General features: G+C 68.4%; 19 protein-coding genes and 4 pseudogenes. 14 read left to right on the top strand and 9 right to left on the bottom strand.

The genetic code is table 11. The annotated features are described in order from the left end of the window. Positions 1–249: pseudogene (locus ABZV34_RS30690) on the bottom strand (hypothetical protein); the annotation flags it as partial. On the opposite strand from ABZV34_RS30690, the gene ABZV34_RS30685 reads away from it, so the two are divergent. After that, complete coding sequence (locus tag ABZV34_RS30685) at positions 132–563, top strand: nuclear transport factor 2 family protein (RefSeq protein WP_356283722.1); 432 nt, start codon at positions 132–134, stop codon at positions 561–563. The pseudogene ABZV34_RS30690 and the gene ABZV34_RS30685 overlap by 118 nt on opposite strands. 669 nt (positions 564–1232) lie before the next feature. On the opposite strand, the gene ABZV34_RS30680 is transcribed toward ABZV34_RS30685, so the two are convergent. The 4 genes from ABZV34_RS30680 to ABZV34_RS30665 all read right to left on the bottom strand — a co-directional run bounded on the left by ABZV34_RS30680 (position 1233) and on the right by ABZV34_RS30665 (position 6034). Further along, on the bottom strand, positions 1233–2558 hold the full coding sequence (locus ABZV34_RS30680; protein ID WP_356283708.1) for a PLP-dependent aminotransferase family protein: 1326 nt from the start codon (positions 2556–2558) through the stop codon (positions 1233–1235). Positions 2559–3032: 474 nt separating this feature from the next. Beyond that, positions 3033–3416, bottom strand: a complete 384-nt coding sequence (locus tag ABZV34_RS30675; protein WP_356283705.1) for an MmcQ/YjbR family DNA-binding protein — start codon at positions 3414–3416, stop codon at positions 3033–3035. Between the two features lie 259 nt (positions 3417–3675). Further along, complete coding sequence (locus ABZV34_RS30670) at positions 3676–4347, bottom strand: TetR/AcrR family transcriptional regulator (protein WP_356283702.1); 672 nt, start codon at positions 4345–4347, stop codon at positions 3676–3678. 1069 nt (positions 4348–5416) lie between these two features. Continuing rightward, positions 5417–6034 (bottom strand): TetR/AcrR family transcriptional regulator, encoded by a 618-nt coding sequence (locus ABZV34_RS30665; protein WP_356283699.1) that lies wholly within the window; start codon positions 6032–6034, stop codon positions 5417–5419. Between the two features lie 960 nt (positions 6035–6994). Between ABZV34_RS30665 and ABZV34_RS30660 the strand changes: the two genes are divergently transcribed. From ABZV34_RS30660 to ABZV34_RS30640, 5 genes are all read left to right on the top strand, one after another. Continuing rightward, on the top strand, positions 6995–7549 hold the full coding sequence (locus tag ABZV34_RS30660; protein ID WP_356283696.1) for a carboxymuconolactone decarboxylase family protein: 555 nt from the start codon (positions 6995–6997) through the stop codon (positions 7547–7549). A 37-nt stretch (positions 7550–7586) separates the two neighbouring features. Beyond that, positions 7587–7823: a hypothetical protein gene (locus ABZV34_RS30655; RefSeq protein WP_356283693.1), complete on the top strand. Its 237-nt coding sequence runs from the start codon at positions 7587–7589 to the stop codon at positions 7821–7823. 27 nt (positions 7824–7850) lie between these two features. Further along, positions 7851–8675, top strand: coding sequence for an isocitrate lyase/phosphoenolpyruvate mutase family protein (locus ABZV34_RS30650; RefSeq protein WP_356283690.1), 825 nt, complete (start codon positions 7851–7853; stop codon positions 8673–8675). A gap of 60 nt (positions 8676–8735) precedes the next feature. Next, positions 8736–9383 (top strand): nitroreductase family protein, encoded by a 648-nt coding sequence (locus ABZV34_RS30645; RefSeq protein WP_356283687.1) that lies wholly within the window; start codon positions 8736–8738, stop codon positions 9381–9383. A 581-nt stretch (positions 9384–9964) separates the two neighbouring features. Next, positions 9965–10879 (top strand): NADP-dependent oxidoreductase, encoded by a 915-nt coding sequence (locus ABZV34_RS30640; RefSeq protein ID WP_356283684.1) that lies wholly within the window; start codon positions 9965–9967, stop codon positions 10877–10879. 318 nt (positions 10880–11197) lie between these two features. On the opposite strand, the gene ABZV34_RS30635 is transcribed toward ABZV34_RS30640, so the two are convergent. Next, on the bottom strand, positions 11198–11794 hold the full coding sequence (locus tag ABZV34_RS30635) for a hypothetical protein (RefSeq protein WP_356283728.1): 597 nt from the start codon (positions 11792–11794) through the stop codon (positions 11198–11200). A 106-nt stretch (positions 11795–11900) separates the two neighbouring features. Further along, a pseudogene (locus tag ABZV34_RS30630) lies at positions 11901–12563 on the bottom strand (transposase); the annotation flags it as partial. 440 nt (positions 12564–13003) lie between these two features. On the opposite strand from ABZV34_RS30630, the gene ABZV34_RS30625 reads away from it, so the two are divergent. Continuing rightward, the gene (locus ABZV34_RS30625) at positions 13004–13294 is read left to right on the top strand and encodes a WhiB family transcriptional regulator (RefSeq protein ID WP_356283681.1); all 291 of its coding nucleotides are present in this window, start codon (positions 13004–13006) and stop codon (positions 13292–13294) included. 75 nt (positions 13295–13369) lie between these two features. Here the strand turns inward: ABZV34_RS30625 and ABZV34_RS30620 are convergent. Further along, a pseudogene (locus tag ABZV34_RS30620) lies at positions 13370–13893 on the bottom strand (MBL fold metallo-hydrolase); the annotation flags it as partial. 459 nt (positions 13894–14352) lie between these two features. Between ABZV34_RS30620 and ABZV34_RS30615 the strand changes: the two are divergent. From ABZV34_RS30615 to ABZV34_RS30605, 3 genes and pseudogenes are all read left to right on the top strand, one after another. Then, a pseudogene (locus tag ABZV34_RS30615) lies at positions 14353–14448 on the top strand (RNA polymerase sigma factor); the annotation flags it as partial. Between the two features lie 37 nt (positions 14449–14485). Further along, a complete protein-coding gene (locus ABZV34_RS30610; RefSeq protein WP_356283719.1) occupies positions 14486–14797 on the top strand; it encodes a sigma factor-like helix-turn-helix DNA-binding protein in 312 nt (103 codons plus the stop codon). Continuing rightward, positions 14794–15726, top strand: a complete 933-nt coding sequence (locus ABZV34_RS30605) for a hypothetical protein (RefSeq protein ID WP_356283725.1) — start codon at positions 14794–14796, stop codon at positions 15724–15726. The genes ABZV34_RS30610 and ABZV34_RS30605 overlap by 4 nt, the downstream gene beginning before the upstream one ends. A gap of 135 nt (positions 15727–15861) precedes the next feature. Here the strand turns inward: ABZV34_RS30605 and ABZV34_RS30600 are convergent, their stop codons facing one another. Then, positions 15862–16233, bottom strand: a complete 372-nt coding sequence (locus tag ABZV34_RS30600; protein ID WP_356283678.1) for a hypothetical protein — start codon at positions 16231–16233, stop codon at positions 15862–15864. A 778-nt stretch (positions 16234–17011) separates the two neighbouring features. Here ABZV34_RS30600 and ABZV34_RS30595 point away from each other — a divergent pair. From ABZV34_RS30595 to ABZV34_RS30580, 4 genes are all read left to right on the top strand, one after another. Next, positions 17012–18124: a bifunctional DNA primase/polymerase gene (locus tag ABZV34_RS30595; RefSeq protein ID WP_356283676.1), complete on the top strand. Its 1113-nt coding sequence runs from the start codon at positions 17012–17014 to the stop codon at positions 18122–18124. Continuing rightward, positions 18121–19665 carry a phage/plasmid primase, P4 family gene (locus tag ABZV34_RS30590; protein WP_356283673.1) on the top strand — a complete coding sequence of 515 codons (1545 nt, stop codon included), beginning with the start codon at positions 18121–18123 and terminating at the stop codon, positions 19663–19665. Before ABZV34_RS30595 ends, ABZV34_RS30590 begins: the two co-directional genes overlap by 4 nt. Continuing rightward, the gene (locus tag ABZV34_RS30585) at positions 19662–20063 is read left to right on the top strand and encodes a DUF6009 family protein (protein WP_356283670.1); all 402 of its coding nucleotides are present in this window, start codon (positions 19662–19664) and stop codon (positions 20061–20063) included. Before ABZV34_RS30590 ends, ABZV34_RS30585 begins: the two co-directional genes overlap by 4 nt. 594 nt (positions 20064–20657) lie before the next feature. Next, entirely contained in the window at positions 20658–21005 is a 348-nt protein-coding gene (locus ABZV34_RS30580; RefSeq protein ID WP_356283667.1) for a hypothetical protein, read from the top strand. Positions 21006–21009 lie beyond the last annotated feature (4 nt).

Below are 21009 nucleotides of genomic sequence, written 5' to 3'. Positions count from 1 at the left end.
CTGCGACGTCTTTCTGGTCTGCTCCCCGGCGGCCGGCGCGGTTGCCTCGACTCGGGCGTGGTCCTGCCCGCTCTCGTCCGACGGGGCCAGCACCTTGCCGACCCGCGAGCACGCGATGGCCCACTCCTTCCATTCCCGCTCGGCCACGGCCAGCTCGGCCTGGATGCGGTCGGCCTCCTCCCGCAGCTCGTCCACCCGACGGCGAGCACCCAACTCACGCTGTTCCAACAGCCCGACCACCGACGGCATCCACGACCTCCCAGGGAGCGACAGCACGACAGGCCACTACTCCCACCGAATCACCGACCTCACGCCCGACCAGCGGAAACGCGGCGATCACGTCCGGAAAGACAACAACTTCTAAGCCACGTCCCTTCAAGGACCTTGCGGTGTATGACGTCAAAATCCGGATACTCAGTGACGTTGCGCTGATCCACGGCCGCAGTACGTACACAGTGCTCGCCGACGGATCCGAGCAAGAAGCCCTGTACACCGACACTTACCAGAAGCGTGACGGTAACTGGGTTTGCGTCTCAACGTGCGCGATTGCACCGGGTACGTAGCAGGACGGGGAGCGGGGAGCGCGCCCGCTGTCGGGCGCATCCACGACGGTCCTGTACCGGCCACCGACCGCACCCCGCCACACCATTGGGACCGGCCGCGCCGACAACCCCACGACTTGCCGGTCCTGGTCAACAGCGTCAACTGCTCCCGCCCGGCTTCCCATGGGGAGTCGGGCGGCGGGGCCTGCCGGTCGCAGTGACCGGCAGGGCCCGACAGGGGGTCTCGCCCAGGAGATTGGTGCGGCCCCCGCACACACCACGCACCGCAAACCGGGGGCAGAGCCGAAGGCCCGTCTCGGTGAAGGCGAGGCAGCTCGGTACCTCATGAAACTGGCGGTGCGGGGTTCCGCGTCGGCGTCCCCTCGTGCGGCACAGGGACAGAGCGGGCTCAGCGCCTTGAGGGCCTTTCAGCCGGGACGGTGTCGGCGGGCCAGTCCACCCGAGACATCTGGCAGCGGACGCAGGTTTTCGCCTGGCGTTCGGCCGAGTACCGCGCAGGGGGCAACTCCTGATCGGGTGTCCGTACGGGAGTGCGAGCCCAGGCACTCCCGTGCACCCACCGTTCTGGCCAGCTCCAGGACCACGTGCTGCCGCTTCCTGGAGAAGAAAACCCGGGCGAGCCAGACCGGTGCGGACCGGCAGACCCGTGCCTGACCGCCTGGGGACGCGTCACGAAAGGGCCCGCACGAGCGCGGAGAGCGCCTGAGGCCACGCAGCGTCGGAAGGCACGCCGTAGCCAACGACGAGGGCATCAGCCATGGCGTTCAGGGTCGGTTCATTGCGGTATCGAGAAAGGCCCGCCACTCTGAGGCCTTGCCGGGTCGCTGACTGCAGGACCTGCTGTTCGGTCCCGGGGAGCAAACCGAGCACAGTGTGCAGGCCGGCCGCTGCCCCGATGACGCGTACCTTTGGGGCGTGCTGGGCCAGAGCTGCAACGAGAGCGTCTCGTCGATCACGGTAGCGCCGACGGGCAGCACGTATGTGACCGCTGTAGGCGCCCGAGGTGATGAATTCCGCCATCGTCAGCTGGCCGAACACCTCGCACGAGTCGACCTGTCCCTTGGCCGCGATGGCCTCAGCGGCAAGGGTGGGAGGCAGAGCCATCCAGGCCAGCCGCAGACCAGGAGCAAGTGTGTTGCTGGCGGTACCCAGGTAGACGACGCATTCCGGGGCCAGTCCCTGGAGCGCCCCGACAGGCTGGCGGTCGAACCGGAACTCACCGTCGTAGTCATCCTCCAAGACCAGCCCGCCGGTCCGTCTGGCCCAGTCCACGACGGCCATCCGGCGGTCGCGCTGGAGCACCGTGCCCACGGGGAACTGATGAGCTGGCGTGAGGAGGACCGCATCGGTGCCATCGGGTGGCACCGGGTCGATCCCGTGGGTATCCAGGGGAAGCAGCAGGGTCTGCAGCCCGGCAGCCCCCAGCAGGCGGCTGTACGAGCGTAGGCCGTACGCCTCGACCGCGACGTTCCCCGCCCCCCGTCCGGCCAGGACTCTGCTCAGGATCTGCAGACCGTGCGAGACTCCGGCGCAGATCAGGATGTGTTCCGGACTCACGTACACGCCCCGGGCCCGCGCGAGATGGTCCGCGAGGGCGGCCCGCAGCTCCGGGCGGCCGCGGGGGTCACCGTAGCCGAGCGCGTCGTCGGGGGCCGCGGCCAGGGCGCGGCGTGTGGCCTTCAGCCAGGCCGTGCGAGGAAAGGCGGTCAGGTCGGGGTTGCCTGGGATCAGGTCGTAGCAAGGGGTGCCGGACGGCTCGACGGTCGGGCGGGCAAGGATCGGCCGAGGTGTGATCCTGTCGGCCACGCGGGTGCCTGAGCCTCTGTGGGCGGTGAGCCATCCCTCGGCGACGAGGTCGGCATAGGCGTCGGCCACGGTGTTACGGGCGAGGCCCAGGTCGGCGGCGAGCTGACGGGAGGACGGCAGCTGTGTCCCCGGGGCGAGGCGGCCGGCGCGGACAGCTTCGCGAACGGCTGTGGCCAGCGCGCGGCGCACACCTCGTCCAGCTCGAATCGCATCATTCCCGAAGGCCTGCCGTAGCTGCGCCGGACTGATCGTACGGCGGCCGCGGGAGGGCTCGGCAGCGGCTGCGGTGATCGGAACATCGACCGGGCCACCCGGCAAGGGGTCATCGATGGTCACGGTGTGCTGGCTGCCCTTGGTCGGATGAGTCATCACGATGCGAACCTCAGTACTCGGTGCTCGTGCTCTGCCGGCGGTTCGGCCGGCAGGTCCAGGGGATCGATGGGTGTTCGTGCGGCCGCAGCCACCCGTACTCCAGTTCTGTTTCGAGGGTGGTGATGCGTTCGTCCGGGGCCGACCGTGACGATCACGAACAGCTCGCCTGACACCTTGCCGACGTCCGGATGCTCGGTGAAGGGGCGCCCGCGGAGCACCCCCTGGGCAGCGCCGATGCTGTGTCGCGCGCTCTGTCCTGGAGCTTCCCGCCGCGGACGGGCATGCTGAAGGTCAGGCCCCGCGGCCGTAGGTGTTCGGATCCACGGGCCGTTCGGACTTGGGAAGCCCGCCGACCACCAGACGGTAGGAGTCGATGACGAGTTCCTCCACCAGTTTCTCGTCGATGGAGCCCCCGCCCTCTACCGTGATCCAGTGCCTCTTGTTCATGTGATAGCCGGCAGTGACGTCTGCGTACCGCTCACGCAGGACTGCGGCATCGTCTGGATCAGCTTTCAGGATCACGACGGGGTGCCCCGGCATGTCGGTCATGAGCATGAAGACCTTGCCGGCCACCTTGAAGAGGTCCCAGTCGGGGCCGACTCGATGCTCCAGGCCGGCGCCGGGCAGTTCCACAGCACAGTCGCCCGCGACCCTCTGCAGTTCCTGTCCGTCCAAGGTGATCAGCTCCTCTGTCAATTCCGAGTGTCCGACTGACGGCCGCAGCACGAGGCGGGGTGTATCGCGGGGCCGCCACGAACGGCGGCGCCAGCGTGCCGACCTGGGAGACAGAAGCCGACGAGGGTACGGAGACGGTGACGCCGACGGGCGGACCGCTCTCCTCAACCGTACCGCAGGTCGGACCATTTTGAGGACTAAAAAGTCCTTTACTGTGGCGGGCTGGCCTGCCTTTTCGGCGCCCTCGGCCTCAGTCGGCTCAGCGCCCGCCCGCGCCTTCCGCCGGCGGATCGACGACGTCGGCGGGCGCGGCGTGGGCCTTGATGTGCCCGATCGCCATATCCAGGGCGATCCTCATGGGTTTGACGTCCTGAGCCGTCTGTGCGAGGAGGTAACCACCTTGAAGGGCGGCCATGAGGCCGGTGGCAAGCTCTGCGGCATCTGTGTCAACGCGGAGGACTCCCGAGTCCTTCATTCGCACGAGTCCGGCCTCGAGCAGCCTCTCCCAGCTCTGGAAGTGCCGGGCGATCGCATTGCGCGCCTCTTCGTCTTGATCGGCCAGCTCGTTTGCGAGGGACCCGAGCGGACATCCGTACGCCCCGTTCCGGAGCGCGTTGTGCTCGACCATCGCGTCCCGCCAGCGCTCCAGGCCGCGGAGCGAGTTGAGCCGCTGCAGCAGCTGATGCTGACGTTTGAGCAGTTCTGCGGCCTGCAACGCGACAACGTCCCGCACCAGTGCATCCTTGTCAGGGTAGTGGCGGTAGAGCTGGGACTTGCTCGTGCCGCTGGCCGCCCTGACCTCGTCGAGGGTCGTCGAAGACACTCCCCTGACGTACATCATGTCGGCCGCAGCCCTCAAGATGCGCTCCCGAGTCGCACGCCCGCGCTCGGTCAGCCGGGAGTCGTTTTTGTCGCGCGCCTGTTCCGCCACATCAGCCAGATTACCGGTGCGTACGTTAGCAGGGATGAAAAGGGACCTCAAGGTCCTCTTTATGCGGGCTTCCAAGACGCGCGGACCTGCTGTGGCGAGCGCAACTCGACCCGCTGCGGACGGGTCCGGCCGGCGTCACCAGGGACAGTCCAGGCCGTCGGCGCCACCTCTGAGGACCCAGCAGTCCTCTCCCGCGCCGCCCTCGGGCATACGACCCGCCGCTGCACGGAGGGCGCGAAGCCCCATGCCGGCGCAGGTGGGGGAGCCGTGCCACCGCCAGCTCCGCGTCTACTCCTCGTCCCGGGGCCCGGACGCGCTCAGGCACCCGCCAGGGGGATGCGGCAGTGAGCATCGGAACCGACAGGAGCGTCCCACTCCTGCGGGTCTCACATGCGTCGGATGACCCAGCACGGCGACATCGTCCAGGTGGTCCACCACGGCCACCGCGTCGAGAACTCGGTCTGTGGTCCCACGGCCTGCCCAGCTGAGAGGCCATCGCGGGGCTGAGGGTCAAGGTCAAAAGAGCCGACGGTGTAGCCATCTGGAGAAGGTCGTCCAATGCGTCCGTCCTACCGCTCGCTTCCTCGCCGAGCGATGTGACCCCCTCGCCCCTCAACACCACCATCTGCCGCCCAGCAGGTCGCGTCCACGCGACCGGCGGATCTGGAGAGCGCCGGCCGTGCGGCTTGCGGCGATGGCCGCGTGGCACTCACGGATGAACGCTGATGATCGTCTTCCGGGTGATCCGCTCGGCTGGGTTGAAGGCCACACCGGCGCTATCGTGTGGGCGGCACGTGGCCGATGCCGGCCGCCTTCACTTCCTGGACCATCTCCTCCAGGAGGGCACGGCCGGCCCGACAACGAGTCCGGCCGTCAGGCCGTCCGCTGGACGCACTTCAGGCGAGGGTGACGGACACCAGCGTTCTCCAGCGTGGATCACGCCGCAGGACCGGTTCCCGATGTCTCCCTCAGACATCGACCACCGGATCGGCTCCGCCGCCGCTTCCCATGGCGTCTTTCTCGAAATGGGTCGTCGGACGAATGCGTTCGTGGGGGTGCGGACGTGCGCTCACTTGCGAGCGAAGGATGCGATGTGGTCCAGGGCCATGTCGAGTGCGACGGCCATCGGCTCGGAGCTGTGAGCGTTCTGGGCCAGTAGGTAACCGCCCTGCAGGGCGGCCAGCAGACCAGTGCCCAGCCGTTCCGGGTCCGCGTCCTCCGCGAGGACGCCGAGGGCGCGGAGCCGGGTCAACGTGTCGACGAGCATGCGCCGCCAGGCGTCGAGTGATGCGTTGAGCGCTTGGCGGGACTGCTCATCGTTGTCGGACAGCTCAATCGACATCGCCCCCAGCGCGCACCCGTACGAACCGTCCTGCAGCGAGTTGGCCTGGACCAGGGCGTCACGCCAGCGGCGCAGACCGGTGAGGGTCTTCACGCCACGCAGGCGCTGTTCCTCGCGGGCGAGGACGAACTTCGACTGCACGTCGATCACGGCGTGGATCAGAGCGAGTTTGTCCTCGAAGTGGTTGTACAACTGCGACTTGCTCGTGGCGCTCGCCAGCCGGACGTCATCGAGCGTGGTGGCGTTGACGCCCCTGACGTAAAACAGCTTGGCCGCCGAATCAACGATCCGTGAACGGGTCTCCAGACCGCGCGGCGTGCGGCGAGTAGCGCTGGTTCCGGGCACGGTGCCTCCCTCCGGCGTGTTGCTCACTCGTGGTACTCGGCCGCGGACTGCATCACAACCGCGGTGGCGGCGGCTTCCCGACGGAGACCGGATCGGATCGGTTGTTGTACCAATGTGAGCATATAGGCCGGTCGGTGAGAGATGACGGCCTTGCGGACCTTCACGTAGGCCTTGATGTCGTCGCGGTCTGAGCCAGGAACGGACCTGGGAGGTCGCTCAGTTCGGCGCCCGCGCAACGCGGCGCCTCGCGCAAGTCGTATGAGCCGTGTCCGACCCCCTCGGCGAGACCTGCCGGCAGGGTCTCGTCCAGCTGCGCTGCCTGGGCGTCGGAACGGAAGACTCGTGTGGCGCCGCCCGGGATCGCGAGCGGATCGGATCAGGCGCCCGAGCGGCGTGGCGCCCCGGCGTCGATCAACTGGGTCGCGGCGGCTATATCACCCAGAACCTCCTCGTGGACGGATGCGGGATGGAGGCGCAGGCGGTTCCGGGAGGTCTTGCCTCCGTTTCAGCTCGGCCCCATCCAAGAGTGGACTAAATCGTCCACAAATATCAATCGATCCAGGCTGGGCCAGGATCACTCCCAGGGGCCTTGCGGTCACTCGTCCCGGGTGGTTCGATCGCCCGCGACATGATCTGCAAGGGCCTTTGAGCTGCATTTTTATTGATCCAGTGCGATGTCGGCGCGCATGCATTCAACGGGGTGGACCCGGTCCAGGCGGGTACGGGGTTGCGTACGAGTTTCTGGTCTGTATAGTCCTTAACAGGTGGTGTCCGGATAGCCAAGAGATCCGGAACCCAGCGCCGACGGAGACACTCCTCGTCATGCACGTCACCAGGCGCCCGGCGCAACCGACCAGGTTGCGGCCGACAGGCAAGGCCTGCGGCGGAGCTCCGAAGCACGACTCGCCCGATTTGGGCCCCAGGACGACTACTCACACCCCGACCGGAGGTCGATTCGCGGTGTCACGACTGAACGTTCCCGCTCCCGAAGATGTGCCTGAAGGCGCCCAGCGGATACTCGACACTGTCGGGGCGCAGATGGGCTTCGTCCCGAACATGTTCAAGACCATCGCGTCGAACCCGCCCGTTCTCGAGGTCGTCACGACTCTGCAGGGCACACTGGGCCGGGTCCTCGACGCGAGGACGCGACACAGCATCGCGCTGGCCGTGTCACAGGCCAACGAATGCAGTTACTGCCTGGCGATGCACACCCACGTCGCGACCGAATTCGGCGGCATGTCGGCCGACGACATCGAGCTGGGCCGTGCCGGGAGCTCGGTCGATCCCCGGCGCGCGGCGGCCGCTCGCTTTGCGCAGCGGGTGGTCGAGAGCCGCGGGCAAGTCAGCGACGCAGAGCTCGCGAGTGTGCGGGACGCGGGATACACCGACCCGCAGATCCTGGCAATCGTCACGGTGGCGGTGCAGTTCCTGCTCACCAACTTCATCAACAACGTCAACCAAACCGACCTCGACATCCCCGCCGCCAGCACGGTCGATACACCCGTGCTCCAGTGAACCCGGGGCCTACGGCGCCAGCGCGGCACACCAGAGCGTGACCGAGCAGGCGTTCCGCTGCTGGCACGAAACCGTGCCGGAGCGGGACGCGGGCCAGATCGTCGACCTCTGCGAGGCGGACGGCCTGCATCTACATGAGCCGCTGTGCTGGGGGAGACGGGGCCAGGGCGGCTACAAGATGTTCCATACCGCCGCCAACAACATCGCACCCACCGGGCGATGCGAGGAAACCCTCGGTGCGGCCCAGGCGGCCAGTCGGCAAATCACTCACTGAGTCAACGATCATTCAGGAAGGCTCGACATGCCGGGCTCCGAACTCTATGAGAAGTTCATGGCGCTGCACACCCGCGACGGTGGCCTCGTCATGCCGAACGCATGGGACGGCCTTTCGGCGCTGATGCTGGCCGATGCCGGCTTCGAGGCGATCGCGACATCCTCTGCGGCAATGGCCGCCACGCTCGGCCGTCTCGACGGGCGTCACGAGGTCACCCGGGAAGAGCACCTCGAGCACGCGCGGCTCCTCGGCCGCCTCACCGGGCTGCCCGTCAACGGAGACTTCGAAGATGGCTACGGCGACACGCCTGAAGACGTCGCCGCGACCGTTGAGGCCGCCGTGGAAGCCGGGCTGGCCGGTATCGGGGTCGAGGACACCTCAGGCGACCCTGATCAGCCGATCCGCGACTTCGACGACGCAGTCAGCCGCGTACGAACGGCCGTCGACGCGGCCAAGGGACGCATCGTCGTCACCGGCCGCACCGACAACTTCATCCAGGGACGGCCCGATCTCGACGACACCATCCGGCGTCTGACGGCCTTCGCTGAAGCGGGCGCGGATGTGGTCTACGCGCCGTTCCCACCCGACCGCGACGCTCTCGTCGCGATCGTCACCGCGGTCGCCCCGACACCGGTCAACGTCCTGGTGTCGCCGGCGGACAAAGTGCTCACCGTAGCTGAACTGCAGCAGGCCGGGGTCAAGCGCATCAGCCTGGGTCCGTTGCTCTACACCCACGCGATGGGTGCAGTCGAACAGGCCACGACGGCACTCCTCGCGGGCGATCTCGCCTCGGCGACGACAGGCATGAGCTTCGCGCGCGTCAACGAACTGCTCGCACGCGGCAAGAAGTAACCCGAACGACCCGGATTTCTGACTCCTCATCCGCTGATCACAAGACAAAGGCAGGTTGCCATGAATCTCGACAAGCTCATGAACAAGCACCTCACCAGGTACTTCGACCCCAGCAAGACCATCCCGGAGGACACCCTTCAGCAACTGCTGGGGTTCCTGCGCTCGACGCCGTCGTCGACGAACGTACAGCCCAACCACTTCTACGTCCTGGCCACGCCCGAAGGCAAGGAACGGCTGGCGGCCAACCTCGGCGAACGCTTCCAGGACAACAGCGAGAAGATCCTGAACGCCTCACACACCGTCATCCTCACCACCAGGGCGGACCTTCCCGCCGGCCACCTCGACGCGGTGTTCGCCAAGGAGAGGGCCGACGGCCGGTTCCCTGACCCGGCAAAGCACGAGCTGTGGGAGTTCATGACCCGCGACTTCCTCAACCTGCGCACGTACGGCTACAAAGACGTGAACCACTGGATGGAGAAGCAGACCTACCTGGCCATGGGTCTGACCATGATGGCGGCCGCTGAGCTCGGCGTCGAAGCCATGCCGCTCGAAGGGTTCGACCCGACCAGTGTCGACAAGGCCTTCAAGATCCGCGAAGCCGGACACACCACGACAGTACTGCTGGCCCTCGGCTACCCCGACCCTGCGAAGGTATACGGCAGCCCGATTTCGCGCTTTGAGACCGACCAGCTGTTCACCTTCGTCTAAACATCCCCCGGCGCCCGGAACGACTGTGGCCGAAGTCTGCAGGCCGCGGCCACCCTCGGCCCTCGACGCGGGCCCACCCCGGACCGGCGCCATTCTCCGCCGGTCGTCATTGCGGCGATGTCCGTCGGGTTCTCCCTGACCTGCACCGTGGGTCGTCGAACAGCCCGGTCAGGAACTGCTCGTGGCAGGCGCCGACGAGACTCCAATTGCGTCAAGCAGACCGCAGCCTCGCCGGCCCCGGGGAAGGCGCCGGTCGGGCCGGGCGGCACCTCTCGCAACACCTGGCATCCACGGCCTATCGCTCGTCGAGCGTCGCGGCCTCCGCGACAAGCCCTCTACCTCAACACGTTCCAACCGGTGAAGGCGAGAATGACGGAGACACGAGCTGACGGATGCCTGCCGGCCGTGCCCCTGTTATCTGCGGCGCTGCGGATGCGGCCGGTTGGTCGGTCGGTCGGCCTGACTGTGAGGAAAGAGATCTACTGTGACGGCGTGCGGAATGCCCGGATTGGCGTCGTTGTCGACTGTGTGTTTCCGGCCTGTACCTCGTGGTCGGCCGGACTGAGTGGAAGGAAGAGCTTGTGAAGGCATGCGGAGTTTCCAGCACCGAGAAGGACGTCACCGTGCTGGAGTTGCCCGAACCTCCGTCTCCCGGGCCGGGGCAGATCCTCGTCGCGGTCGAGGCCGCGGGAGTCGGTCCGTGGGACGAACTGGTCATCGACGCCAGTTGGGATGTGGAGCTGCGGCCCCCGGCGGCGCTGGGAGTGGAGGGTGCGGGCAGGGTGGTGGCCGTCGGTGCGGGTGTCACCGGGTTTGCCGTAGGCGACCGGGTGCTCGCACACGAGGCCCCGCTGCCCGCGGGAAGCGGCTTCTGGGCCGAACGTATCCTGCTCGACGCGGACCACGCCGCGGCCTGCCCGCCCGGGCTGGACGCCGTGCACGCGGCGGCACTGCCGGTCAACGGGCTCACCGCGTGGCAGTCGCTGGAGAAACTGGGCCTCAGCCGAGGACAGCGGCTCCTGATCACCAACGGAGGCGGCGCCACCGGAGCCCTGGCCGTCCAACTCGCCGCGGCCAAGGGCATCGAGGTCACCGCGACCGCGTCCGCCACCGCCGCGGAGCGCCTGCTCGGTCTGGGAGCGACGGAGGTCGTCGACTACCACGACCCGAACTGGCCGGCCACGGTACGCGGCGGGTTCGACGCCGCGCTCATCATCGCCGACGGCACGGCGGCCACGGCCCTACCGTTGGTGCGCGACGGCGGTCAACTGTGCTCGCTGACCTCGGACGCACCTCCGGAAGAGCGAGGCATCACGAGCTGGGACCTCTACGTCGAGCCCAACGGCGCGCAGCTTCTCCAGCTGGCCGAGCAGGCCGCGGCGGGAACCCTGAAACTCGCACCGCAGCCCCTGCCGCTCAGCGAGGGACCAGCCGTCCTCACCCGGGTGGTTGACGGAAGGGCCGGCGGAAAGAAGATCGTCCTCACCACAGAATGACGCGACTGAGCCGCCCGACCCCGATACGGGCCCCACCCGCGGGACATGAGTTCATCCACGGCCTGCACAACAGCGACACCGTGATGACTCTGGGCCTGACCGCTTTCGTCGGCTACGACGCCGTCATGTGTGCTGCCTGTGGGCAGGGCATGGGTGACGGTGCGCAGGGTGCGTGTCTGGTGGCCGGCGATTCCTGCCCGCGCGAGAGCAGGCCCGACGGGTGGACGCTGTCCGACGAGGACGGTCACACCTACACCTTTACCGGTAGTTCGTTAAATCCGGCGGTAGAGGTCAATGCCGTGCCCCGCGGTGACCGCGTCAATAAGGGCCTGGAGCTCGGAGGGTGGGTCCGTGTCCGTCCATGCTTGCCACCATCGTTTGAGCGTGATGGCGGGGGTGAGCCAGGACCGGATGGCTCGTAAAGCTCTGGGCCAGCAGGGCTGTTGGGGCCGGTGAGACGGGGCCGGCCCCCCTCTCTGACCCCTCGTCGGGACAGGGATCCGGCGCCGTGGCATCCAGCGGTCCCGGTGGGGCGAACCACTGGTCCCAGCAGAAGGAGAAGGCGCAGTTGACGAGGGTCTGGTGGCGGCGGATGGCGCGGTCGGAGCGGACTTGGAAGTCGGCCCAGCCGAGTTCGTCCTTGATCTGTTTGTAGCTCTGCTCGATCCACGGTCGCAGGCCGTAGAGGCGGACGATCTCGGCGAGGTCGGCCGGCGGGTGCGGGCCGGTGGTGGCGTGGGGTGCGTCGGGGTGGGGCAGGTTGGTGGCCAAATACCAGGTGGCTTTTTCCGGCAGGTGGGCCGGGTCGGTGGTGGCCACGACCAGCCGGCCAGGTGAGTCGGGGCCGTAGCCGCCCAGTCGGGCGTCGGCGGCCCACCAGGTCTCGGTGTGCCCGTCGCGGAAGTGACGCTCCACGGGTGTCCAGTCGCCGGGATGTTTGGCATCGTGCCAGGTCAGGGCTTGTGCGGCTTCGTGGGGGTGTGCGGCTGGTCGGCCCGGCCCAGGTGCCGCGGTGTGGCTTGAGCGCGACCACGTAGGCCAGGCCGGCCTCACGCAGCGCGAGATACCAGGTGTCACTGACGGAGTAGGCGCAGTCGGCGGCCACCGCCCGGCAGCCGAAACCCGCTTTCTTCCCCCGGGCCGCGAGGGCAGCGGACAGTTGTGGTTTCGTGCGGAAAGCCGGGTCGCTGCGGCCGCGAGCGAAGTGGTGGGCAGGGGTGTAGGGGGTCGCGTGCAGCGGGTAGTACACCCGGCCGTCGGTCCACACCGTGGTCACCGTGACGATGCCGTTGTCCGTCTTGCCCAGCCGGCCCACGTGCGCGGTGGCCGTGCCGTCCTTGCGGTCCCCGGAATCATCGATCACGATCACCCCGGCGTCGTGCGGAGCCGTCGCCGGCTCCTCACGCAGCAGTTCAAGGCGCCGGTCGTTGATCAGTTCGGCCTCCCAGGGCGACTCGGACAGGAAGAACTGGAGTCGCTGCACGCCCGGCATCCCGGCACCGGCCACCGGTTCCGCCCCTGCCAGGCAGGTGATCGTCTTGTTCCGCTCCCGTGGCGCGGGCAGTCCGGTCAGGTACTCGCGAAAGCCCCGTCTCTGGGCCAGACTCAAGAAGAGATCGTCGAATCGGGCCGCGTAGTCCTCCAACGGTCCCGGTGCGGGCGGGCACGGACGGCGAGCAGTCATCTTCAGCCCCCAACGCGGCAGTTGACCCTTATCACCGGCTTACGACCGACCCGACCTGCCGTCAACCCACGCCACCACCGAATTCAACGAACTAGCCGGTATGTCAAGGCACTCCTCAACCAGGTCCTCATCGTCCTCAAGGCGACGTTCTGACCTTCACGATGACCGGCACCCGGTTATGAGGACCGCGTCCGCACCGGCGCAGCGTCAGGCCCCGGCACCACCGCTGAGGCTGGCGCCTGGTCCTTCTCTGCTCTGTGCTGTCGGTACAGCAGGGATCACGGCTTCCAGGCAGAGGCTCATTTTGTGCGGGGCGCGGACGGTGATCGCGCTGTTTCGGGGGAATGTGTGGAACGTGGTGATCCATCCAGGCTGGGGACTCGCGTGGTTGGCGCGTTCTTCGGCGCCATAGGGTTGGGGGGCCCGGGGGAGAGGAAGTCATGTCGAGTACGGGGGCCGAGTGGCGGGAGGACGCCGCGTGCGGCAGTTCCGACGCGGACGACCTGTTCGCGGACAGTGCGCGCCAGAGGCAGGCCAAGGCGGTCTGCGCGGGCTGTCCGGTGCGCACGGAGTGTCTCGCCGAAGCGCTCGATGAGCGGATCGAGTTCGGGGTGTGGGGCGGTATGACCGAGCGGGACCGCCGGGCTCTCCTGCGGCGCAGGCCGAACGTCGTCTCCTGGCTGTCCGTGCTGGAGGCAGCCCGGGACAGGACGACGACCCGTGCCAGCTGAGGGGCCCGCCGATCAGTCAGTGGGTTCAATGGCGGCCCGGTAGGCCGCCATAGCAGGGCGACGCCTTCCTAGTCAGAAGGCGTGTGCCTGGCCGGCGAGGACCGCGGTGCCGTCCGTCCGCCGGAGCACCAGCGACTGATGTCCGCGGGTGTGCTCAGGAGTCGGAACGACGCAGACGCCCGGTCAGACCTCTGCTTTTCCGGTGAGTTCCTCATAGGTCGCCGCGGGAAAATCGATCAGCTCCTCGAAGGTGTGGCCGCCCGTGCGGGCGGTGGCCAGTTCGACGTCCTGGACCAGGATGGGCCTGTCGCCGAGGAGGAAATTCCTGCCGCAGTGGTCGAAGTGCAGGTGGCAGTTGGCAACGAGGGTGATGTAGGCGCGGCGGGGTCGACGCGCCGCGGAAAGGGCGTCCTGCAGGTCGCGACGGCGGGGGCGATAGTGCGCCTCGGTCTCGGGATCCGCCGTTCCGATGCCCGTGTCGAAGAGAATCAGGCCGTGATCGTGTCGCACCACATGGGCGAGCATGGGTTCGACCCGCGGCTGCGTGCCTCCGGGGCGGAACGGACGAAGTATCCGAGTTCGAGTCGACGTACCGTCATGTTCTGTCCCCTGAGCTGGTGTTGACCCGACCGTCGTATGTCGACCCCCTGGTCTGTCGACGGCAGAATCACGCTGAGCGCGAGCAGAGACCTCTGACAGGGCCCGCAGGGCTCCGCCACACGCGGGCCGTACGTGCCCGCCACCTCCGGACGGTTCCGCGAGGCCCGGTGTGTGCCGGGCCGCAGCCAGCCGCGTGCGCACCGGCCAGCCGAGCGGGCGTGACGGCGCCGCCGACGTCGCCGGGAAAGGGCCGCGAACGCGACGGGCGTCGGGCGACAAGTACGGGGTGAGACCGTCGTCCGACGGTCGGAGACGGAGATTCCGTGGAATCGGAAGCAGACGGGCACGGCGACTTCGACGGTGACGCCCAATTGGCCTCGGCCGTTGAGGACCCCGCGGCGTTCACGCCACTGGTCGAGAAGTACTCGGCGGCCCTGCACGGCTACTTCGCACGCCGGATGCCGGGTGCGGCGGACGATCTGCTGGCCGAGATGTGGCTGCAGGCGTTCGCGGCGCGCCGCACGTTCGACGCCTCGCGCGGTACCGCGCGAGGCTGGCTCTTCGGAGTCGCACGCAACATCCTCGCGAGCCATGCGCGGCGGGCGGCGCGGACGCAGGCCCTGCCCGGAGCGCAGATCACCGATCCGTGGCAGGCGGTTGGACGCGGCGGCCCTGGCGCCCGCGCTGCGCCACGCGCTGGCCGAACTCCCCGACGAGGAGCGGGAGGTGATGCTGCTCGTCAGCTGGGAGCAGCTGACTCCGGCCGAGGCTGCGGCAGCCGTCGGCGTCCCGGCCGGGACGGCCCGTTCACGGCTGCACCGGGCTCGCGGCAGATTGCGCGAGCCGCTCGCGCAGGGTCGCCTCGAGGGACGGTACCTGGCCGTGACAGGAGACTTGGCATGAGCACACACGACGTGGAGGAGACGGGCATGACGGAGCGGCAGGCCCTGCTGGACTTCCCGGGCGCCGAGGCGCTCCGGACGGCGGGGCGCGTCGAACCTCCCTCGGAGCGCGCGGTGGCCCGTGCGCTGACGGCGGTCGAGGAAGCCGTCCGGCAGGAGAGGGGCCGGACCCCGCGACGGACAGAGGCCCGGAACACACTGGTGGCGCCGTTGCGCGGGCGCCGCCGCGTCGTCGCGCTGCTCGCCGCCGTCGCGGTCGCGGCCGGTGTCACCGTGACGAGCGCGGCCATGGGAACGAGCCCCGCACGGCCCGGGTCGCGCGCGGTGTCCGCGTCCGTCTTCCTGGACGAGGTCGCCGAGGTCGCCGCGACCCGGTCCGCCGGAGCGGGCACGTACTGGAAGATCCACACCGCGCCCTTCGACGCCTATGAGTACATCTCGCGGTCCATGGAATCGACCCACCTGGTCCCCGGCAAGGCCGCCCGCAAGGGACACTTCCCCGGCTGGCGGCTGGGCTCCAGGAACTTCGACTGGAACGGGCTGAACCGTCTGACCACCGACCCGTTGTCGCTGCTCCGGCTGATCGACGGCACGACGAAGGCCTCCGCTGACGGGGACGAGGACGCGGCCACGCTGGGCTTCGTACAGGCGACCACGCTTCTCGCGGTGGCTCCCGCCCGGCCCGAACTGCGCGGTGGACTGTTCAAGGCGCTGGCGAGGCTCAAGGACGTGCGCGTCGGCGGCACCGTCAAGGACCATGCCGGGCGCTCCGGCACGGAGTTGGTTTTCCACGGAGGCGTCGGTGTCACCAAGGTGATCATCGATCCGAAGACCAGCACGCTCCTGGAACTCGTCGAGCCGTGGCGGAGTGAGAAGGACCAGCGTCTGGCGACGTACCTGTTCGCCGGTCCGGCCGACAAGATCGGCTGACCCAAGGGGGGGCGTACGGCCCCGACGGGGGCCGTACGGCGTGACCGCTTGGCGTGCCTTCGTCCACGCCATGGCACGTCGACGGCGTGACTCCGGCACGCAGGTTGCTTCAAGTTCTGGCGCCTGAAGGAGATTTCACCCGCCGCCCGGCGCGCGCGAGACCGGACCGCCTGGTGCGGAGCCGCCCAGTGCGGTCGCGCGTGGAGCCGTCCCGTGCCGTCGGGCGCGGTGTCGTCCTGTGCCGTCGCGGTGGGCGGCTGCGCCAGTCGCGTTGTTGGCGGGCTCGGTGCGCTGGTGGAAGGCCACGTTTATGCAATGGGCGCCGGGTCCGATCAGCTGGGCGCGCTGCCGGGTCTCGGCCGCGGCCACGAGAGCGGCCAGCGTTCTCACCTTTGCGTCGGTGTCCGCCGCGGCCTCGCGGCGGTTTTCGCGGTAGGCGGCCCAGGCCAGGTAGGCGCCCGGCTCGGTGGGGGCCAGGGCGAGGAGCGTGGCGCCCAGCCGCGCCACCTGGAAGTGCTTGGACAGCCTGGGCAGGAGGCCCTTGAGCTCGTTTCGCGGGCACTGGCCGCGGTCTCACGCCGGTGCCAGCCAGCTTCGTCGAGCCGGTCCTGTGCTGGCCGCAGCACGCATGCGATGGTGCTGCACCGTTACGTCCCCGCCCTCCACGGCCGCCAGGAGCTCCGGGCAAGCCCGGCGAGGGTCCTCTTCGGCGAGCCGGCCCACAGGTACATACGGCGACGGCGGGCGGCTCTGTGCCGCACCAGGCAGCGACTGAAGCGACCGAACCCCAGAGATCGAGTGTCAGAGACAAGCCAGGGGTTGTCCCTGAACTTCGGTCGCTTCGGTCGCTTGAGTCGCTTGGACTCGGAGTCCAAGCGACTGAAAGCACAGCGACCGGGGTGGTGGTCAGTAGCTGCAAGTCTCGTCGGTAAACATGCAGGTCAGGGGGTTAACGCTTGCTTCGCAGCGACTGAAGCGACTCAACCTTCGGGTATATGAGCCCGTTTTTGTGTGCGCGTGTGCGTTACATATAGGGAACTTCAGTCGCTTCAGTCGCTGATTTGGGTCATGCAGGGTATCTGACCTGCACTTTTATCAAGCCTTCCGGTTCAGCGACTGAACAGGCTTCGGTCGCTTCCGCTCTGCTGGGTCGCTTTCCGAGGGCCCTGATCGCGCCACGGACATGTGAACAGCGCCTGTTTGCATGTGCTCCACGACCTCGCGGCCGCCGTTCGCTAGGCTGTGTCCGTCGTTTAGTCGCTTCGGTCGCTGATGGGGGATGGAGATGCCTGCTGAGCTGCGCATTTCCAGCAGCGACTCAAGCCGGCTCGGCCCTGAGCCGTCAGTCGCTGGCGCCTTGGCGACCGCCCGCTGGTGTGCCCGCCGGGGCTGGCCAGTCCACCCCCTGGCCGCTGGCCGGAAGACTCCCGTCGCCAACTGCCCCGACTGCCGCAACCATCCCCACCCGCCCGCCGCATGCCCCTGCCTGCCCGCAGGCCGGTCCTGCCACGGCTTCCACGCGGCGACACTCGACCAGCGTCACATCACGCAATGGTGGGGTCAGCACCCCGAGTTCGGCGTGGGCATCGCCTGCGGCCCCGCCCGCCTGGTCGTCGTCGACATCGACGCCCACTCCACTCAGCCCCCCACGCGGGACCGGATCCTGCCAGGCATCCCGATCGGCGACCACGTCGACCTCACCGGCCTGGCCAACGGCTTCCACACCCTCGCGGTCCTGGCTGCCCTCCGCGGCCAGCGCAGCCCTGCAGAGGACGACACCACGCTCAGAGTCCGCACCCCGTCAGGCGGCCTCCACGTCTGGTACCGCGCCACGGACAACCGGCGCTGGCGCTGCTCCTCCGGCTCCAGCCAGGGAGCCGCTCTGGCCTGGCAGGTCGATGTCCGCGCCCACGGCGGCTACATCATCGCCCCCGGCACCACCACACGCGACGGCACCTACACTCCCGTCGACGACGTCCGAGAACCCGCCGCACTGCCCACCTGGCTCGCCCAGGAACTCGAGCGCACCGGCCACCTGCCCGCCCCAGCCATTCCCGCCCCCCGTCCCGTCCCGCCCCGCGCCCAGCAGGCCGTCCTCGCAGCCGGCGGCGGCCGCGACCGCACCGGCAGCATGCTCGCCTCGATCCTGGCGCCCGTCGAAGCCTGCGGACAGGTCACCGAAGGAGCAGGGTTCTCCGACACCCTCAACCGCGCCGCCTACACCCTCGGAGGCCTCGTAGCAGCAGGCCGGCTCACCGAAGAGGAAGCCGAACTCGCCCTCACCCAAGCCGCAGCAGCCGCCCGCCCCGGCCAGGACCGCCGCGCCGCCCAGATCATCCGCAGCGGCCTGACAGCCGGCCGCCAACACCCCCTCCACACGCGAAGGGGCCCCCGATGACCTCCCACGGCAACGACACCGAAGCCCTCTTCGAGTTCGACCCCGAAGCCGTCGCCGCCCAAATCCGCGAACAGCCACACCCCACCCCGGCACTCGCCGTAGCCCTCCCCGCCCAGACACCCGCCCCCCGCGCGGCCGCCGGCGGAGAAGCCACCCCGGCAGGCCTCCTGCCCGACACCCTCACCGACCGCGGCAACGCAAAACTCTTCGTCAAGCTCTACTCCAACGACTACCGGCACGTCCCCGGCATGGGCTGGTACCGCTGGGACACCACCCGCTGGCAGATCGACGAAGACGACACCGTCCTGTGGGCCGCCGGCGACCTCGCCGAAGCCATCGCCACCCACGACACCCGAGGCCTGTTCACCACACAAGCCCTCCAATCACACCGCCGCCGCGCCCTGTCCACCACCGGCATCAACGCCATGCTCACCCAGGCCAAATCCGCCCCCGGCATGGTCCTCAACGCCGCACTCCTGGACGCCGACCCATACGCCCTGTGCACCCCCGACGGAATCGTCGACCTGCGCACCGGCCTCCTCAAAACACCGGACCCGAACAAGGACTTCCACTCCCGCTCCACCACCGTCGGCCCCCAGCCCGTACCCACCCCCCGCTGGGAACGCTTCCTCACCGACACCTTCGGAGCAGACACCGAAGACCAGAAGATGATCGGCTACCTCCAGCTGCTCCTCGGCTACTCCGTCACCGGAGACGTCGGCGGCCAGGTCCTGCCCTTCCTCTTCGGCTCCGGCAAGAACGGCAAGTCCGTCCTCCTCGACGTCCTCATGAAACTCCTCGGCGACTACGCTGATGCCGCCCCGCCCGGCTTCCTCATGGCCCGCCCCTACGAAGGCCACCCCACCGACCTCGCAGAACTCCACGGACGACGCGTCATCGTGTGCTCCGAGGTCAAGCCCGGCGACAAGTTCGACGAAGGCCGCGTCAAGCTCCTCACCGGCGGCGACCGCATCAAAGCCCGCCGCATGCGCCAGGACTTCTTCGGCTTCAACCCCACCCACAAGCTCTGGCTGCTCGGCAACCACCGCCCCGAAGTCGGCACCGGCGGCTTCGCCTTCTGGCGCCGTATGCGTCTCATCCCCTTCGAACGCGTCGTCCCCGACCACCGCAAGATCGACAATCTCGCCGATATCCTCGTCACCGAGGAAGGCCCCGGTATCCTCGCCTGGCTCGTCGACGGCGCACGCCGCTACCTCGCCGGCGCCAAAGACCTCACCGGCCCCGAACGCGTCCGCATCGCCACCAGCGCCTACGCGGAAACCGAAGACCACACTGGCCGCTTCTACGAGGAATACTGCACCATCGCCCCCGAACTACGGGCAGAGCAGACGGCGCTCTACTCCGTCTACAAGACCTGGTGCCAGAATGAGGGGGCACCCGCCATGTCCTCGCGTGCATTCGCATCCCGCACACGGGAACTCGTAGGACTGGCGTCGCCCAAGGAAATGATCCTGTCGAACCAGCGCAAGCACTACCCCGGCATCGGACTGCTCACCGACCAGGAGAGAGATCACGCATGAGCTCCCTGATCACAGAGGACGAGATCAGCCACGAAGCCGAACTGGTGTGGCTGGAAGACCTCGACGACCTCGACTACGTCCGCCAGAGCATCGACCGCCTGCCCACCCGCAAAGGCCGGCCGGCCTACCACCGCGACGGCCGCATGGTCGGCTACGCGATCCTGGGCCCCACAGCCAAACCCTCCCGCGCCTCCGGCACGTTCCGCCGCCGCGTCTTCTGGCTCCTGCCCCACGACCGCGACACCGAGCCTGACGGGCTCTACGCGAAAAGTGCACCCGCAGAAGCCGTCGACCCTTGCTCCCTCGAAGCACGCGTCAAGGGCTACAAGACTGAACGCTCCGAAGGCGGCCCGCCCTCCACGGCCATGCAGGAACTCGGGATAACGCTTCCCCTGTGACAAGCGAGCCGAGTGTGACGGCTCTGCTGGAGTATGCGGGACCGGCCCCGATCACGAGGCCGGTCCCTGTCGGTGATCGAGAGTGGGGGTGCGAGGCGCAGGATGCTGCTGCCGGGGAACTGCACGATGTTCAGGTGGAGGCCGAGGCGGAGGCAAGCGTCGGTGACGGCAGAGCCGTAGCCCGCCGCTGGCTCCTTGGCCATGCGGTCGGTTGCACCGCCGGCGCCGCGGTCGAGCCGCGCTGTACCGGCGAGATGGCCCTGCATCTCGGCATCGCCCGCGCCCAGGACCTGAAGCACAACCTGCTCCGGCTTGTGGCCGACACGGTGGCTGGCCTTCCCGAAGCCCGAGGGGACGGCGACTGGACGCCTGCTCCGGCGTCCGCTTTCGCGTTCCCAGACATGAATTGCTGGCTAGGGCGAGCGCCGGCGGCCCCAGCCGGGCGACTCCAACTTGCCCCGATTCGTGGACATTTCGCGAAGAGCAGGCGTCTTGGGGTGGCCCCGGAGGGCGGCTTGATCTGGGACCAGTGGCCTGATGCAAGGTGCCGAAAGTGCAGACGGCCGCGAGGGGAGGTCGGGCATGATGACCTTTATGTCGACGGACACCGAAGGCTTGTATGAGGACGACACCGTGTCCTGTCCGGTCGCCGATGAGGCGACCGGTGAGGTGCGGGTGCTGTCCGAGCGGTGTTCGACGTGCATCTTCCGGCCGGGCAACCCGTTCAGGTCCACGATGCCGACGACGATCCGCGACATGATCGCTGAAGCTGTGGCAGTCGAAGGGCACGTGACCTGTCACGCGACTCTGCCCGGCTCCAGGCCCGCAGGCGTTGAGCCGGCGATCTGCCGTGGGTTTGCGGATACGTATGGTCACCGGTCGCTGGCCTTGCGGTTCGGAGACGCCCTGGGGATGATCCGGGAGATTCCTCCGCCCGCGTAGGGGC

The organism is Streptomyces sp. NPDC005195 (genome assembly GCF_040608315.1).
In the GTDB taxonomy this organism is placed as follows: Bacteria; Actinomycetota; Actinomycetes; order Streptomycetales; family Streptomycetaceae; genus Streptomyces; species Streptomyces kaempferi.
Note: the sequence above shows the minus strand (reverse complement) of the source record. Positions and strands in the feature narration are given on the sequence as shown.